11 protein-coding genes are annotated in these 16,414 nt (G+C 69.5%); 4 read left to right on the top strand and 7 right to left on the bottom strand.

Annotated elements, in window-relative coordinates; genetic code table 11:
* Window position 1 precedes the first annotated feature (1 nt).
* Together ACZZZF_RS13535 and ACZZZF_RS13530 are read right to left on the bottom strand one after the other, a co-directional pair.
* Window positions 2-973 carry an electron transfer flavoprotein subunit alpha/FixB family protein gene (locus tag ACZZZF_RS13535; RefSeq protein WP_463498835.1) on the bottom strand — a complete coding sequence of 324 codons (972 nt, stop codon included), beginning with the start codon at window positions 971-973 and terminating at the stop codon, window positions 2-4.
* A 1-nt stretch (window position 974) separates the two neighbouring features.
* Window positions 975-1,751, bottom strand: coding sequence for an electron transfer flavoprotein subunit beta/FixA family protein (locus ACZZZF_RS13530; RefSeq protein ID WP_053097843.1), 777 nt, complete (start codon window positions 1,749-1,751; stop codon window positions 975-977).
* A 133-nt stretch (window positions 1,752-1,884) separates the two neighbouring features.
* Here ACZZZF_RS13530 and ACZZZF_RS13525 point away from each other — a divergent pair, with 133 nt between their 5' ends.
* From ACZZZF_RS13525 to ACZZZF_RS13515, 3 genes are read left to right on the top strand one after another with little or no spacing between them, the layout of a single operon-like run.
* Complete coding sequence (locus ACZZZF_RS13525; RefSeq protein ID WP_053099260.1) at window positions 1,885-2,421, top strand: MarR family winged helix-turn-helix transcriptional regulator; 537 nt, start codon at window positions 1,885-1,887, stop codon at window positions 2,419-2,421.
* 1 nt (window position 2,422) lies between these two features.
* Window positions 2,423-2,893: an SRPBCC family protein gene (locus ACZZZF_RS13520; protein ID WP_320488850.1), complete on the top strand. Its 471-nt coding sequence runs from the start codon at window positions 2,423-2,425 to the stop codon at window positions 2,891-2,893.
* Window positions 2,890-3,333, top strand: a complete 444-nt coding sequence (locus tag ACZZZF_RS13515; protein ID WP_230101226.1) for a YdeI/OmpD-associated family protein — start codon at window positions 2,890-2,892, stop codon at window positions 3,331-3,333. The genes ACZZZF_RS13520 and ACZZZF_RS13515 overlap by 4 nt, the downstream gene beginning before the upstream one ends.
* A gap of 121 nt (window positions 3,334-3,454) precedes the next feature.
* On the opposite strand, the gene ACZZZF_RS13510 is transcribed toward ACZZZF_RS13515, so the two are convergent.
* The 4 genes from ACZZZF_RS13510 to ACZZZF_RS13495 are packed head-to-tail and all read right to left on the bottom strand — an operon-like array spanning window position 3,455 to window position 7,885.
* A complete protein-coding gene (locus ACZZZF_RS13510; RefSeq protein WP_053097849.1) occupies window positions 3,455-4,231 on the bottom strand; it encodes an enoyl-CoA hydratase-related protein in 777 nt (258 codons plus the stop codon).
* 44 nt (window positions 4,232-4,275) lie between these two features.
* A complete protein-coding gene (mmsB, locus tag ACZZZF_RS13505) occupies window positions 4,276-5,178 on the bottom strand; it encodes a 3-hydroxyisobutyrate dehydrogenase (protein ID WP_463498832.1) in 903 nt (300 codons plus the stop codon).
* Complete coding sequence (locus tag ACZZZF_RS13500; RefSeq protein WP_072591951.1) at window positions 5,175-6,356, bottom strand: acyl-CoA dehydrogenase family protein; 1,182 nt, start codon at window positions 6,354-6,356, stop codon at window positions 5,175-5,177. Before ACZZZF_RS13500 ends, mmsB begins: the two co-directional genes overlap by 4 nt.
* A 26-nt stretch (window positions 6,357-6,382) precedes the next feature.
* A complete protein-coding gene (locus tag ACZZZF_RS13495; protein ID WP_056280628.1) occupies window positions 6,383-7,885 on the bottom strand; it encodes a CoA-acylating methylmalonate-semialdehyde dehydrogenase in 1,503 nt (500 codons plus the stop codon).
* Window positions 7,886-8,054: 169 nt separating this feature from the next.
* Between ACZZZF_RS13495 and ACZZZF_RS13490 the strand changes: the two genes are divergently transcribed.
* Window positions 8,055-10,094: a beta-galactosidase gene (locus ACZZZF_RS13490; protein WP_463498828.1), complete on the top strand. Its 2,040-nt coding sequence runs from the start codon at window positions 8,055-8,057 to the stop codon at window positions 10,092-10,094.
* A gap of 69 nt (window positions 10,095-10,163) precedes the next feature.
* On the opposite strand, the gene pulA is transcribed toward ACZZZF_RS13490, so the two are convergent.
* Window positions 10,164-16,196 (bottom strand): pullulanase-type alpha-1,6-glucosidase, encoded by a 6,033-nt coding sequence (gene pulA, locus ACZZZF_RS13485; RefSeq protein ID WP_463498825.1) that lies wholly within the window; start codon window positions 16,194-16,196, stop codon window positions 10,164-10,166.
* Window positions 16,197-16,414: the final 218 nt, after the last annotated feature.

Here is a 16,414-nt window from a genome sequence, read left to right as displayed (position 1 = left end):
GCTACTTCTTCCGCGCCTCGAGGGCCGCGATCACCTGCGGGACGATCGTGAACAGATCGCCGACGATGCCGAAGTCGGCGACGTCGAAGATCGGCGCCTCGCCGTCCTTGTTGATCGCGACGATGTTCTTCGCCGTCTGCATGCCCGCGCGATGCTGGATCGCACCCGAGATGCCGAGGGCGACATACAGCTGCGGCGAGACCGAGACGCCCGTCTGACCGACCTGATGCGACTGGGGGATGTAGCCGGCGTCGACCGCCGCGCGCGAGGCGCCGACCGCTGCGCCGAGAGCGTCGGCGAGCTCTTCGACGAGCACGAACTTCTCCTTCGAGGCGAGGCCGCGACCACCCGAGACGACCCGCGTGGCGCCGCGCAGCTCAGGCCGCGTCGACGTGGACTCGACGGCCTCGACCGCGCCGACGGTCGCCCCGACGGTGCCGGATGCCGACACGGAGAGCGCGTCGATCGTCGGCGACTCCACCGCCTCGGCTCGCGCATCGACCGCGCCCTGACGCACCGTGATGACCGGTGCGCCGAACGTGGGAGCCGAGTCGGTGAGGTACGCGCCTCCGTAGACGGAGTGGTGGGCGACGATGCCCTCGTCATCCCTCGAGACGCCGACGGCGTCGACCGACAGCGCCAGCTTCGCGCGCACGGCGAACCGCCCGGCGACATCGCGTCCGCTGATCGAGTTCGAGATCAGCACGGCATCCGGCCCCACCTGCTCGAAGGCCGCGTGCAGTGCATCGACGATCGGCACGGTGAGCACCGTCGGGTCGCCGTCGGCCGTGAGCACGACCGACGCTCCGGCCGCGGCGACCTGAGCCGCCGCGTCTGCGGACCCTCCGACGACGAGCGCGACCGGAGCGCCGACGGTCGAGGCCGCGCCGATCAGTGCCGCCGTGCTGCTGGCGGGGTTGCCCGCGGGGTCGAGGTCGACGAGGACGAGGATGGGGTTCTCGGGGTAGGTCATGTCACACCAGCCTGTTCTGCACGAGGTACTCGACCAGCTTCTCGGCGGCATCGCCCTCATCGACGATCTTCACGCCGGCCGCGCGCGGCGGCTTCTCGGCGACCGACGTCATGATGGTGCGGGGTGCGGCCGCCGGGTCCGCGGAGACACCGAGGTCGTCGAGGGTGAGCACCTCGAGCGGCTTCTTCTTCGCCGCCATGATGCCCTTGAAGTTGGGGAAGCGCGCGTCGGGCAGTGCCTCGGTGATCGAGATCACCGCCGGGAGGGATGCCGAGATCGGCTGCGCTCCGGCATCCGCCCCTCGGGTTCCGGTGATGCCGTCCGAGGAGATCTCGACCGAGGTCAGCGCCGTCGCCTGCGCCCACCCCAGGTGCTCGGCGAGCATCGCCGCCATGACGCCGCCCGAGCCGTCGGTCGACAGGTTGCCGGTGATCACCAGGTCGGGTTCGCCGCGACGGATCGCCGCGGCCAGCGTCTCGGCAGTGAGGCCGAGGTCGGCCCCCGCGAGCTGCTCGTCGGCGATGTGCACTGCGGAGCCTGCGCCGATCGCGAGCGCTCGGCGCACCGATGCCGTCGAGCCGCCAGGAGCCATCGCGACCGCGACCACCTCGGTGCCCTCGTTCTTGTCGGCATGGCTCAGCGCGACCTCGAGCGCGCGCTCCGTGATCTCATCGAGCACCACGTCGCCGGCACCTCTGTCGGCGAGGCCGGTCTCGAGGTTCAGCTTGCGGTCGCCATAGGTGTCCGGCACCTCTTTGACCAGGACGAAGATCTTCATCGATTGCTCCTCACGACTGCGTCGATTCTAGTCCCTTGATACTGAGTCCCACCCGATGAGCGACTGAGGACCACCAGTCGTCTTCCGGGTGCCGGGTCCCGGCTGCGGCGACGCGATGGCCTACCGTAGAACCGTGAACCGACCGCGTCCGCTGCCCGTCGATCCGCTCGCCGAGGCGAAGCGGCAGTGGCTCGCGCACGGATGGACCGATGCCGCCGACGGCATGACCGTCGTCACCTCCGTCATGCGCGCGCAGCAGCTGCTGCTCGCGCGGGTCGACGCGACGCTCAAGCCCTTCGCGCTCAGCTTCGCCCGATACGAGATGCTGCGTCTGCTGGCGTTCAGCCGGTCGGGCCGACTGCCGCTGTCGAGCGTCGTCGCCCGACTGCAGGTGCACGCGACGACCGTCACGAGCACCGCGGAGCGCCTCGTGCGCGACGGACTCATCGTGCGCGAACCGCACCCGCACGACGGCCGTGCGGCACTGCTCGCCCTGACCGAGTCGGGCCGAGAACTCGTGGCTCGCGCCACGGACGCCCTGAACGCCGACGTCTTCGCCGACCCGGGGATGAGCCGCGAGGATGCCGCCGAGCTCGTCGCGATCGTCGCCCGCATGCGCAAGGCCGCCGGCGACTTCACCGACCCCAGGCCGCAGCCCGAGCCGCTCTGACATGGCCGAGTTCGTGCTCGAGACGGTCATCGCCGCACCGCGTGAGACGGTGTTCGCGGTCGCCCTCGACCCCGGGATGCACCTGCGGTCGATGGCGCGATACCGGGAGACCATGATCGAGGCTCCCGCCGGCGGCGTGTTCACGGAGGGGTCGACCGTCACATGGCGGGCACGGCACTTCGGCATCCCGTTCCGGCTGCGGACGATCGTGTACGACGTCGACCCGCCGCGCGGGTTCCGCGATCGGCAGCTCTCCGGGCCGTTCGGAGCGTTCGAGCACGAGCACGTGTTCGAGGAGCATCCGCAGGGAACGCTGGCCCGCGACACGATCGTCTTCCACTCGCCGTTCGGTCCGATCGGACGCCTCGTCGACCGTCTGATCCTTCGCGAGTACATGCGACGCCTGATCGAGGAGCGCAACGCCCACCTGGCATCCGAGGCCGAGGGACGCGGGCGTACACTGCCCGCATGAGCGAACTGCGCCTGCACACGATCCTCGAAGGCCGTGGCCCCGCGGCCGCGATCATCCTCACCGACGAGCAGGTCGCCTCGTTCGGAGCGGGGAAGGCGTTCCCCGTCGCGGTCACGATCGGAGGACGCACCGCCCGTCTGCGCCTGGCCCGGATGGGAGGTGCGAACATGATCGGCTTCAGCAAGGCTGTGCGCGCCGACCTCGGCGTCGAGATCGACGAGGAGGTCGATGCGGTGATCCGGCTGGATGCGGCCGAGCGCACTGTCGAGGTGCCCGCCTCCCTCGCGGAGGTGCTCGACGCCGACACCGCGCTGCGCGCCGCCTTCGACGCGCTCCCCTATTCCGTGCGCAAAGAGCACGCCCGCTCGGTGGCGGAGGCCAAACAGGATGCGACCCGCGAGCGGCGCGTGGCGAAGATCGTCGACGCGCTGCGCGGCTGAGGTCTCCCGCCGCCTGCGTTCACGCCCTGTTCCATGACTCCGGAGATCCGAGAGGGTTCGGGCTTGCCGGCGGGTGCTCGGCACGGAACGGGCGCGGTCCTCCGGAGTTGTGGAGCGGCGCTCAGCGGTTCTGGAAGTCGGGCGCACGCTTCTCCCGGAAGGCGGACATGCCTTCCTTCTGGTCTGCGGTGTCGAACAGCTCGGCGAACGCCCGCTTCTCGTGGGCGAGGCCATCGGCGAGCGTCGTCTCCATCGCCGCGTCGAGCGCGGCCTTCGCGGCGAACACCGACGGCAGCGATTTCGACGCGATGGTCTCGGCGAGCCTCGTAGCCTCGGCGAGGAGGTCGGATGCCGGCACGACGCGCGAGACGAGGCCGGAGCGCTCCGCCTCCTCGGCGCCCATGAACCGACCGGACAGCACGAGTTCGGCCGCCTTGTAGTAGCCCACGGCGCGGATGAGCCGCTGCGTGCCGCCCATGCCGGGAATGACGCCGAGGTTGATCTCGGGCTGCCCGAACTTCGCGGTGTCGGCGGCGAGGATGATGTCGCACATCATCGCGAGCTCGCATCCTCCCCCGAGTGCGAACCCCGAGACGGCGGCGATCACGGGCGTGCGCACCGCGGCGAACTCATGCCAGACGCCGAAATGATCGGTCTCGAGCATCTCGGAGGCCGACATGCCCTCCATCTCCTTGATGTCCGCGCCGGCGGCGAACGCCTTCTCAGACCCGGTCACGACGATGGCGCCGACCCCGTCGTCGAGGTCGAAGGCCACAGCGGCCGCGGTGACCTCGTCGGCGAGGCGACTGTTCAACGCGTTGAGCGCCTCGGGGCGGTTCAGGGTGATCCACCCCACACGTCCGCGCTGCTCGACCAGGATCGTCTCGTATTCCGTCATCGTGAAGGCCTCTCCGTCGTGGTCATCTCAGTATCTCGCGCGGCTCACACGCTGCCGTCGCGGATGTCGGTGATGATGCCGGAGAAGTCGCGGGTCGCGCCGTCGCCCGCAGCGAAGGCGGCGTAGAGCTGCTGGGCGAGGCGCCCCATCCGCGCGTCGGTCGACGTCTGCTCGATCGCCTGCAGCGCGAGCCCGAGATCCTTCGCCATCAGAGCACCGGCGAAGCCCGGCTGGTAGTCGCGGTTCGCCGGGCTCGTCGGAACGGGGCCGGGCACGGGGCAGTTGGTCGTGATGGACCAGCACTGACCGGACGCCTGCGACACCACGTCGAACAGCGCCTGGTGCTCGAGCCCGAGCCGCTCGCCGAGCACGAAAGCCTCGGCCGCCGCGATCTGCGAGACGGCGAGCACCATGTTGTTGCACACCTTCGCGGCCTGGCCGAGCCCCGACCCCCCGCAGTGCACGATGCGCGTGCCCATGATCTCGAGCACCGGCAGTGCGGCGGCGAAGTCCTCGTCCGAGCCGCCCACCATGAACGCGAGCGTGCCGTTCTCGGCACCGACGACGCCGCCGGACACCGGGGCGTCGACATTGCGATGCCCCGCGGCGAGCGCGAGCGCGTGGGCGGCACGGGCCTCGTCGACCGCGATCGTCGACGACTCGATGAACAGGGTGCCGGGGCGGGCTGCGGCGAGCAGCTCGGTGCGGTACGCGTCGATCACGTGCCTTCCCGCCGGGAACATCGTGATGACGACGTCGGCGTCGGCGACGGCGTCCGCTCCGCTGGCCGCGACGGGGATGCCGGCGGCCTGCGCCGCCTCGATCGCCGCGGGCACCAGGTCGAACCCGTGCACCTCGTGCCCTGCGGCGACGAGGTTCTTCGCCATCGGCAGCCCCATGTGGCCGAGTCCGAGGAAGGCGATCCGGACGCTCGACGACTCGCTCATGATGCGCTCCGCATCGAGGCGGATCCCGCCGGTCGCAGCATCTCGCGCCCGACGATCAGGCGCATGATCTCGTTCGTGCCCTCGAGGATCTGGTGCACCCGCAGGTCGCGCACGACCTTCTCGATGCCGTAGTCCTGCAGGTAGCCGTAGCCGCCGTGCAGCTGCAGCGCGCGGTTGGCGACGTCGAATCCGGCATCCGTCGCGAAGCGCTTGGCCATCGCGCATCGCATCGTGGCATCCGGGGCGTGCTCGTCGACCGCCAGCGCCCCGTCGGTCACCATGAGGCGAGCGGCCTGCAGGTCGGTGCGCATGTCGGCGATCGCGAACAGGATCGACTGCTTCTCGGCCAGCGGCTCGCCGAACGCCACGCGCTCGTGCACGTACTGCACCGCCCGATCCAGGGCCCACTGGGCACCTCCGATGGAGCAGGCCGCGATGTTGAGGCGACCGCCGTTGAGCGCCGACATCGCGATCGCGAAGCCACGGCCCTCGTCGCCGAGCATTCCGGATGCGGGGATGCGCACGCCGTCGAGGATCACCTGACGGGTGGGCTGGGCGTGCCAGCCCATCTTCTTCTCGGGCGCCCCGAAGCTGAGTCCCTCGGCATCGCCGGGAACGAGGAAGGCGCTGATGCCCCGGGCTCCCGGCTCGCCGGTACGGGCCATCACCACGTAGACGGCGGCCTCGCCGGCACCCGAGATGAACTGCTTCACGCCGGTGAGGAGGTAGTCGTCCCCGTCGCGCACCGCGCTCGTGGCGACGTTCGCGGCATCGGATCCGACGCCCGGCTCGGTCAGGCAGTAGCCGCCGAACTCCTGCATGGCGGTGAGGTCGGGCAGCCAGCGGCCGCGCTGTGCATCGTCGCCGTAGGTGTCGATCATCCACACCACCATGTTGTGGATCGAGATGTAGGCGGCGACGGCGGGATCGCCCTTCGCGAGCTCTTCGAAGATCGCCACGGTGTCGGAGCGGCTGAGGCCCGTGCCGCCGAACTCCTCGCTCACGTAGATGCCGCCGAGGCCCAGCTCTCCGGCCTTGCCGAGCGACTCGCGGGGGAAGATGTGCTTCTCGTCGCGCTCGGCGGAGAAGGGTGCGAGCTCGGTCTCGGCGAACTCGCGGACGGCGTCGAGAATGGCCTCGCGCTCTTCGGCGGTGGTGGTGACGGTGGTCATTGTCATGTCGATTCCTTGTGGGCGTCGCGAGGTCAGTGCATGGTGGGGATCACGAAGCTGGCGCCGTCGCGGATGCCGGCCGACGGCCAGCGGCTCGTGACCGTCTTGGTCTTCGTGTAGAAGCGGAAGGCATCGGCGCCGTGCTGGTTGAGGTCGCCGAACCCGCTGCGCTTCCAGCCGCCGAACGTGTAATACGCGATCGGCACCGGGATCGGCACGTTGACGCCGACCATCCCGACCTCGACCCGTGCGGCGAAGTCGCGTGCCGCGTCTCCGTCGCGCGTGAAGATCGCGACGCCGTTGCCGTACTCGTGCTCGGATGCCATGCGCAGCGCCTCCTCGTAATCGGCGGCGCGGGCGATCACGAGCACCGGTCCAAAGATCTCCTCGCGGTAGATCGCCATGTCGGTGGTCACGTCGTCGAACAGCGTCGGTCCGAGGTAGAAGCCCTGCTCATGACCGGGCACCGTGAAGCCGCGACCGTCGGCCAGGAGGGTCGCGCCCTCGTCGACCCCCTGCTGGATGTACCCCTCGACCCGCTCGACGGCAGCCCGGGTGACGAGTGGCCCGTAGTCGACGTCGGAGGCGAGGGACGGGCCGATCCGCAGCTGCGCCACGCGCTGGGTGAGCTTGGCGGCGAGAGCATCCGCCGTCTCCTGGCCGACCGGCACCGCGACCGAGATCGCCATGCAGCGCTCGCCCGCCGATCCGTATCCCGAGCCGATCAGCGCGTCGACGGCCTGGTCGAGGTCGGCGTCGGGCATGACGATCATGTGGTTCTTGGCGCCGCCGAAGCACTGCGCGCGCTTGCCGTGCGCGGCCGCCGTCGAATAGATGTACTCGGCGATCGGTGTCGAGCCCACGAAGCCGACGGCGCGGATGCGGTCGTCGGTGAGCAGCGCGTCGACGGCCTCTTTGTCACCGTGCACGACGTTGAGGACCCCGGCGGGCAGCCCCGCCTCGAGGAACAGCTCGGCGATGCGCACCGGCACCGAGGGGTCGCGCTCGCTGGGCTTGAGCACCACGGCGTTGCCGGCGGCGAGGGCGGGGCCCGCCTTCCACAGGGGGATCATCGCCGGGAAGTTGAACGGGGTGATCGCCGCCACCACTCCGAGCGGCTGCCGCATCGAGTAGACGTCGATGCCGGCGCCGGCACCCGTCGAGTACTCGCCTTTGAGCAGGTGCGGCGCGCCCGCGGAGAACTCGATGACCTCGAGACCCCGCTGGATGTCGCCCTTCGCATCGTCGACCGTCTTGCCGTGCTCGCTCGCAAGCAGCTCGGCGAGCTCGGTCATCTCGCGCTGCACGAGATCGAGGAAGCGCAGCAGCACCCGTGCGCGCTTCTGGGGGTTGGTCGCCGCCCACTCGACCTGCGCGGCCTCGGCGTTCGCGATCACATCGGCGACCTCCTGCGCGGAGGCCAGCGGCACGCGCGCCTGGACGGATCCCGTGCTCGGATCGAACACGTCGGCGAAGCGCCCTCCCTCGGGGGTGAGGTGCTTTCCGCCTACGAAGTGGGGAATGGTACGAGTCATTGTGCGATGTCCCTTCGCGCCGTCGTTGGCACTATGACGATGGTACTTCGGCATCCGCATATTTACTAGGGCGTCCTTGCAGTTGCGAAAGTACGCCGGACGACTGTGCTGGAAAGCGCTTCCCCGCTAGGGTCGAGAGAGCAGGCCGAACACCCGACCCAGGAGACTCATGCACTACGGCGCCGACTACAACCCCGAGCAGTGGCCGCGAGAGGTGTGGCCGGAAGACGTCCGGCTGATGCGCGAGGCCGGCGTGACGCTCGTGAGCCTGGGGATCTTCTCGTGGTCGCGCATCCAGCCGGCCGAGGGCGAGTTCGACTGGGAGTGGCTCGACGAGATCATCGGGCTGCTGCACGAGGGCGGCATCCAGGTCGACCTCGCCACCGCCACCGCATCCCCGCCGCCGTGGGCCTCGACCGCCTACCCCGAGATGCTGCCGCAGGATGCCGACGGCTCGACGTTCTGGCCCGGCAGCCGCCAGGCGTTCGCGCCCTCCTCTCCCGTCTACCGTCGCCTCGCGGCCGAACTCGTCACCGCTCTCGCGGAGCGCTACGCGCAGCATCCTGCCGTCGTGCTGTGGCACGTCAACAACGAGTACGGATGCCATCTGCACTACGACTACTCCGACGCCGCGCGCGACGCGTTCCGCGCGTGGTTGCAGCGCAGGTACGCGACGATCGACGCCCTCAACCACGCCTGGGGCACGGACTTCTGGTCGCAGCGCTACACCGCCTTCGATCAGATCGTGCCGCCGCGCAAGGCGCCGTACAGCATCAACCCGACCAGCGTGCTGGACTTCAAACGGTTCACCTCCGACACCCTGCTCGAGCTGTACGTGATGGAGCGCGACATCATCCGCGCCGCGGGGGCGACCCAGCCGATCACGACCAACTTCATGGGCGCGTTCCCGCCGGCTGACTACTGGAAGTGGGCGGCCGAGGTCGACGTGATCAGCGACGACAACTACCCCGATCCCAACGACCCCGAGTCGTTCCGCGGGGCCGCGTTCGCACGCGAGCTGATGCGCGGTCTCAAGCCCGGGGTGCCCTGGATCCTCACGGAGCAGTCCACCAATGCCCTGAACTGGCGTCCCACCAACGCCCCGAAAGCACCCGGTCAGATGGCGGCGATCAGCGCGCAGGCGGTGGGCCGAGGCGCCGACGGGATCATGTTCTTCCAGTGGCGGCAGTCGCGCCGCGGCAGCGAGAAGTTCCACTCGGCGATGGTGCCGCAGGCCGGGCTCGACACCCGCACCTGGCGGGAGGTCGTCGAGCTGGGCGGACAGCTCGCGCAGCTCCCCGAGATGCCGGAGGTCTCGTCGGGGGCGAAGATCGCTATCGTCTTCGACTGGGAGAACTGGTGGGCGATCGACGGGCGCGACCACCCGATCGTGCTCGACTACCTGACGCTCTCGCACCGCTGGCATGCGGCGCTGCATCGGCAGAACCTCGCGGTCGACATCGTGAACACGACGAGCGATCTCCGCGGCTATTCACTCGTGGTCGCGCCTCAGCAGTATCTGCTGAGTGATGAGGGCGCCGCGAATCTCACGGCGTATGTCGCGCAGGGCGGCGACCTGTTCGTCTCGGCGTTCAGCGATGTCGTCGACCAGGACGACGCGTTCCGCGAGGGCGGCTTCATCGTCTCGCTGCGGGACGCGCTCGGCGTCGCGCTCGAGGACTTCGGGGCGCTGGTGCCGCCCGAGTCGGTGCGATCGGCCGACTCTGCCGGAGAGGTCGCGAGCCACGCCGTGCCCGACGGGCCGGGCCAGTCGGAGGCGCCAGTGGACGGCCCCGCGGGGACGATCGTCGGCCAGTACTTCGCGGAAGAGCTCCTCGTGCAGGATGCCGAGGTGCTGGGTCGCTTCACCGAGGGTCGCACCGCCGGGCGAGCGGCGTTCACCCGCAAGGCCTTCGGGGACGGCAACGGCTACTACCTCGCGACGATCCCGGACGACGCCGGCATGGCAGCCGTGCTGCGCTGGCTCGCCGCCGAGGCGGGAGTGACCGCCGAGATCGAGGGCCTTCCCGAGCACGTCGAGATCGCACGCCGAGGCGGCATCCTCACCGTCATCAACCACAGTGCAGAGCCGTTCGCGGTCGATGTGCCCGGCCGCGACGTGCTCACGGGGTCGACCGCGGCGCGCCGCGAGCTCGGTGCGTACGGCTGGGCGTTCATCGACACGAGCGGGGTCGACGCGCGGGACTGATCACGCGAGGACGGCCGCGGTCGCGCGGGTCGAGGGGTGCGGCGCGCGGCCGCACCCCTCGCCTCGACCTCAGTAGACGATCACCGGGAGGCTGCGCGTGCTGCGGGAGTCCTGCCACGGCTCCGTACCGTCGAAGCGGACCGTGAGCAGGTGCACCCCACGGCTCAGCTTCGGCACCGAGACGGTGACCCTGCCCTTGTCGGAGGGAGCCAGCTCGACCGTGGCGACGACCTTGCCGCGGTCGTGCACCGTCACCGTGCCCACCGGCGCGCTGCCGTCGTCGGCCGCCACGGTGACCTTCACGGTGGCGCTCTTGCCCGACTTCACCAGCAGGTCGGAGGAGGCGCGCACCCGCGTATCGATCGGCTGCACCTGGTCGTCGACCAGCACGGCGACCGACCGGGCGGGGATCGTCACGGTGCCGGTCGCGGCGTCCCAGGTCGTGGTCTTGACCACGGCATCCGCTCCGTTCGCCTGAGCCGGGGTCAGCGCGAACGAACGCCCGGCCAGGCCCGCGACGGTCTGCGTGACCGGCGCAGGAGAGGAGTTGAACGCGACGAGCGCCCCGTCGAGATCGGCGTCGGCGTCGGGACCCGTCAGGTCGTCGATCTGCATCAGGATCACGCCCGGAGCCGCCCCCGCCCCGCCGTTCGGGAACGTGACCTTCTGCTGGATCAGCTCGGCCGAGCCGAGCCGCAGCAGATCGACCTCGTCGCGGATGCGCAGCAGATCGAGAGCGGATGCCTCTGCGGCCGCCATGTCGGCCGCGGCCGGCTTGAGCGCAGGATCGGCGAGCAGCGGCGCCATGATCGGCCACTTCTCCTCGTTGTCCGCCGCGGTCGGCAGCCCCGAGCCGAACGTCGACTCCTGACCGGTCCAGTCGATGCGGTTGAACCAGTCACCGGAGTTGTAGCTGTTGCGATCGAGGGACTTCGACCGCAACAGCTCGGTGCCTGCATGCCAGAACGACGGCGACTGCGAGAGCGTCACAGTCGCGAGCTCCAGCGTGTTCATCCGCACGCGGTCGGCCATCGTCGTGTCGACCGGGAGCTTGAGCACCGAGAGGTCGTAGAGCGTCTCGTTGTCGTGCGCATCGACGTAGTTGATCGTCTCGTCCGGCTGATCGGCATAGCCCGCCGCGGAGCCGCGATAGTCGATCGCCTCTCCCGCCGTCACCGAGCCGTCGCTCGTCGTGAACTCGAAGTCGCGCAGATTGCCCGCCAGCCCGAGCTTGACGAGATCGGTCTCGTGGCCGAGGTCGGCGAGCGCCTGCTCGACCGTGCCGTTGATCGGATCGCCGTTCGGGTCGGTGCCGAGACCGGTGCCGAAGCCCTGACGGAACGTCGACGACGAGTCGACCGGGCTGCCGCCGTGCACGGCGTCGCGCAGGCGGTCGTTGAACGTGCCGATGCCGGTGCCTCCCAGCTGCCCCTGGGTGGCCTGCTCGAACAGCGCATCGTCCGCCACCTCGCCGAAGTTCCAGCCCTCGCCGTACAGATGGATCGCCGAACCGTCGACGCCGTCCTTCGCGAGGGTCAGGGCGTCGAGCGCGTCGCGGATCGCCTGCATGTTCGTCGTCGAGTGGTGGCCCATGAGGTCGAAGCGGAAGCCGTCGACCTTGTAGTCGCGCGCCCAGGTCACGATCGAGTCGACCATGAGCTTCTGCGCGGCGAGGTGCTCGGTCGCGACGTTCTGGCAGCACGTCGAGGTCTCGACGCCGCCGGCCGCGTTCAGCCGGTGGTAGTAGCCGGGCACGACCTGGTCGAGCACCGACTTCTCGGCCTGACCGGATGCCGCCGTGTGGTTGAACACCTCATCGAGCACGACCTGCAGGTCCATGTCATGGAGAGCGCCGACCATCGACCGGAACTCGCTGACCCTGGCGCCGCCGTCGGCGTCGACTGCGTACGAGCCCTCGGGCGTCGAGTAGTGGTACGGATCGTAGCCCCAGTTGAAGCCGTCGGCATCCGCGACCGCCTGGATGCACGCCTGCTGTGCCGCGTCGGCCGGGCCGAACGAGGCGAGGTCGCAGTCGGGCACCGCCTGAGCCGCGCGGTCCTCCTCGATCGAGGCGATGTCGAAGGAGGGCAGCAGGTGCACGGTGTTGATTCCGGCATCCGCGAGCTGCTTCAGCTGATCGGTGCCCGCGCTGTCGCGGGTGAACGCCAGGTACGTGCCGCGCTCGTCGGCCGGAACCGTCTCGTCGCTGATCGAGAAGTCGCGGATGTGCAGCTCGTAGATCGCCCGGTCGACCGCGCGCTCGACGACCGGCGCTTCGGCCTTCTGCCACTGCTTCGGCTGCCAGGCCTTGTCGTCGAGGTCGATGGCGACCGAACGCCGCGAGTTCAGAGTGAGCGCCGTCGAGTAGGGATCGGTGACCCGGTTCGTCTCGATCGCACCGGTCGTCGGCGCATAGACCACGACCTCCCACAGGAACTCGTCGCCCTTGAGATCCTTGGCGCCCGCGACCGACCAGACGCCGGACGCCGCATCCCACGTGGCCTCGTGCCGAGCGGGGTCGCCCTCGGCGCCCTCGTCCCAGGTGAGAAGGGTCGCGCTCTGCGCCGTCGGCGCCCACAGCCGGAACGTCGGCTTCTTGCCCGAGAACGTCACGCCCAGGTGGACATCGTCGAGGGCTGCGGCATAGAGATCGTCGAGAACCCCGGCGATCTGCACGCCGGTGAATGCGGAGGGCGCCCCCGTCTCGTCACGCTGGACGACCGCGAGCTGCGTGCGCAGCAGTGCCGCCGCATCGGCATCCGTCACCCGCAGGGCGAGGTATCCGTCGAGCGCGGGGAACCGGGCGAGCTGCTCGTCCGTCAGGCCGCCCTCGATCACCTCGAGCGCGATCGACTCGCCACCCGCGATGTCGCCGTCTGCCACCGCGAGCGAGGCGTCCGCCGAGGAATACAGCTGATAGGCGGCCTTGTCGACAGACCCGAGAGTCGCCGGCCAGGCGATCGTCTCGGCGTCGACCCACTGCGCGCGCTGCTCTCCGGCGCCGGGGAGCTGCGGGTCCGCGCTCACGACCTCGAGGACGTGCGTCGTCAGCGTGTAGCGGAACGATGTCACGCTGCCCTCGGCCGCGCTGAACGAGATGTTCGCGCCGCCCGGCACTCCGTCGGCGCCGTAGTTCTCAGCCCAGCTCAGGCCGTGCGCCACCTTGAGCTCGTAGGCTCCGGTGGGGAGGTCGGCGGTCGAGAACTCGTAGACGCCGTCGCGGTCGCCGTCGGCCATGAGGGTGCCGAGGCAGTCGGGAGACCAGTCCGCCGCGCAGCCGAGCTCGTCCTGCAGAGAGCCCGGCAGCGTCACGATGGGTCCGTCGGCCGAGGACTGCACGATGTTGGTGCGCGGGTCGAAGTAGAAGGTGATCGGCCCGCCCGCGTGGGTGAGCGTGACGTTCGAGCCGTCCGGCACACCGTTCGCACCGTAGTTGACGGCCCAGCTGCCGTTGATCGCGGCCTTGTACTCGTAGTCGCCGGCCGGCAGATCAAAAGCCCCCTCCCATACGCCGTCGGCGCGCAGGGTCAGCTTCGCCTTCTCGCAGGCAGGGTCCCAGTCGCCCGCACAGCCCATCTCGGAGTTGAGACTGCCGGGCACGGTCACCATGTCGATCGGAGACTCGGGCTCCTCGCCGGCCGTCAGCGTCACGGCGTTGCCGACCGACGCGTACGTCGAGGCTGCGGCGTGGTTGCCCGCGGCATCCGTCGTCACGGCCCGGTATTCGACGAGCGTGCCGTTCGCGAGATCGCGGATGTCGTGGAAGACGCGGGGGTCGGTGTCCTCCGCGGTGCCGAGCGCCTGCCACTCCTCGGAGCCGACGACGCGCCAGGCGAAGCTCGTCTGCGCCCACTGATCGGCGATGTCGGCCTGCACGGCGGACTGTCCGGTGACACCGGCTCCGGCGGCGGGCACGACGACCTCGACGGATGCCGCCTCGGACGGCGCCGTGACGGTCGAGTCGGCTTTCCAGACCACCGCCGACAGAGCCGGCACCGTGATCGAGGCGGCCGCACCGGCATCCGTAGCGAGGGACGAGGCATCACCGTAGAGCACCTCGTACGAGGCGTCGGCGGTCAGCGTGGTGAGGTCGACCGTCTGCGCGGTGGCGGCGTTGTTCACGGCCACCAGGTATTCGACCTTGTCGTCGGCATCCACGCGGGAGAACGCGTACACACCAGCACCGGACGCCGCGTACCGCTCGATCTGCGCGCCCTCGCTGAGCGCCGGGTTCGACTCCCGGAGCTCTGACAGCGCGGCGATGTGCTCGTAGAGCGCGGCATCCGTCGCATAGCGGTCGACCGAGCCGGCCTGCTCACCGGTGATGAGGTTCTGATTCGCGTAGTCGGCGACCTGGGTGGCGAAGAGCGACTGCCGGGCGTCCTTGTCGCCGCCGGGGCCGGTGAAGCCCTGCTCGTCGCCGTAGTAGACGACCGGCTGACCCCGGGTGAGGAACATGAGCTCGTGCGCCAGCTCGTCGCGCTCGAGCGGAGCATCCGTCGTCTGGAGGAAGGATCCGACCCTGCCCATGTCGTGGTTGCCGAGGAACGTGGGCAGTGCCGTCGCCGACGAGTCGGGTGTCGTGTAGCGATCGTCGCCCGCGAACAGGGACTGCAGGCCCTTGGCCGAATTGCCCGACGCGTAGCTGACGGCGGAGGACTGGAACGTGAAGTCGAGGATCGAGTTCATGTCGGTGTCTCGCACGTACGGTGCGAGCTTCACGGGGTCGGCGTCGTAGACCTCGCCGAACATGAAGAAGTCCTCGTTGCCCTTCTCGTGCGCGTAGTCGAGGACGTCGGCCGTCCATTTCTCCCAGAACTCGAAGTTCACATGCTTGACGGTGTCGATGCGAAAACCGTCGATGCCGAGGTCGATCCACTTGTCGTAGACCTCGACGAAGCCGTTGACCACCGTCGGGTGCTCGGTCATCAGGTCGTCGAGTCCGCTGAAGTCGCCGTATGTGACCGACTCCCCCGACCAGGTCGAGTCTCCGCGGTTGTGATAGAGCGACGGGTCGTTCAGCCAGGCCGGCACCTTGACGTCGGCCTCGCTGTCGTCGATCACCGGCGTGTAGGGGAAGCTCGTCGCCGGGTCGAGTTCGGGGAACCCGTCGGTGCCCGCGTGGTCGGCCGGGTCGAACGCCGTGCCAGCGGCATCCGTGTAGGGACTCGTCGCCTGGTCGATGTAGGAGTACTGCCCCTCGGCGTAGTCGATGACGTCGGCGGTGTGGTTGGTGATGATGTCGAAGTACACCTTGATGTCGCGGGCGTGCGCGTCGGCGATCAGCGCCTGCAGCTCCTCATTGGTGCCGAGGTGCGGGTCGATGCGGGTGAAGTCGGTGATCCAGTAGCCGTGATAACCGGCAGAGGCGTCGGCGCCCTCACCCTGCACCGGCTTGTTGGCGAAGCTCGGCGTCAGCCAGATCGCCGATGTGCCGAGCCCCTCGATGTAGTCGAGGTTCTCGCGGATTCCGGCGATGTCGCCGCCCTGATAGAAGCCCTTGTCCGTGGGGTCGAAACCGGTGGTGAGCCGGTCGCCCTCGAGACCGCCGGTGTCGTTGGCCGTGTCGCCGTTCGCGAAGCGGTCGGTCATCACGAAGTAGAACTGCTCGCCGGCACCCGCCTGTCGGGCCGGGCTCGCGATGAGCGCCTCATCGTCGGAGGTGTAGCCGCCACGCAGGTCGGCGGCCTCGAGCCCGACGCGCTTGAGCGTGTCGTCGAACGTGAAGCGGAGGGTCGTCGGGCCGGCCACCGTCAGAGGGATGTCGTCGGCCCCGCCGTCGAGCCCGTACGCCTCGTCCCAGCCGTCGTTCACCGCGACCTTGTACTGCCACGTGCCCGCAGGGACCTCGAACTCGGCGGAGAAGATGCCCTCGGCGCCCGTGGGCTCGAGCTCGGTCTCGGTGCAGTCGGGCGCCCAGTCCGCCGCGCAGCCGAGCTCGGACTGCAGCGAGCCCACGAGAGCCACAGTGCGATCGGCCGCTGCGGCGGATGAGCCGCCGAGAGTGCCGGCCGCGCCGAAGCCCGAGACGACGAGCGCGGTGGCGGCGAGGAGGGCGAGCGGACGTGAAGCGGTCGTCTTCGACCGAGCCGACTTGAACAAATGATGCTCCCTGATGGCGGCGGACACGACGACGTGTCCGGAGGCTTGCGAGTGAAGCTAGCAGGGCGGGCTCTATGACTGCAAGCGCTTGCAGTAGCGTTCTGGCGAAAAGTCAGGGGTGTGAATGTTGCTGATGGCCTTAAGTCGCAAACGCTTCCAGGCTCGCGAATCCCAGGTGAGGAGGATTTCTCGCCGCGTTCACCGCCCGGACACCTTCG

The organism is Microbacterium sp. AC215 (assembly GCF_979258645.1).
This window is presented reverse-complemented; position numbering and strand designations above follow the sequence as displayed.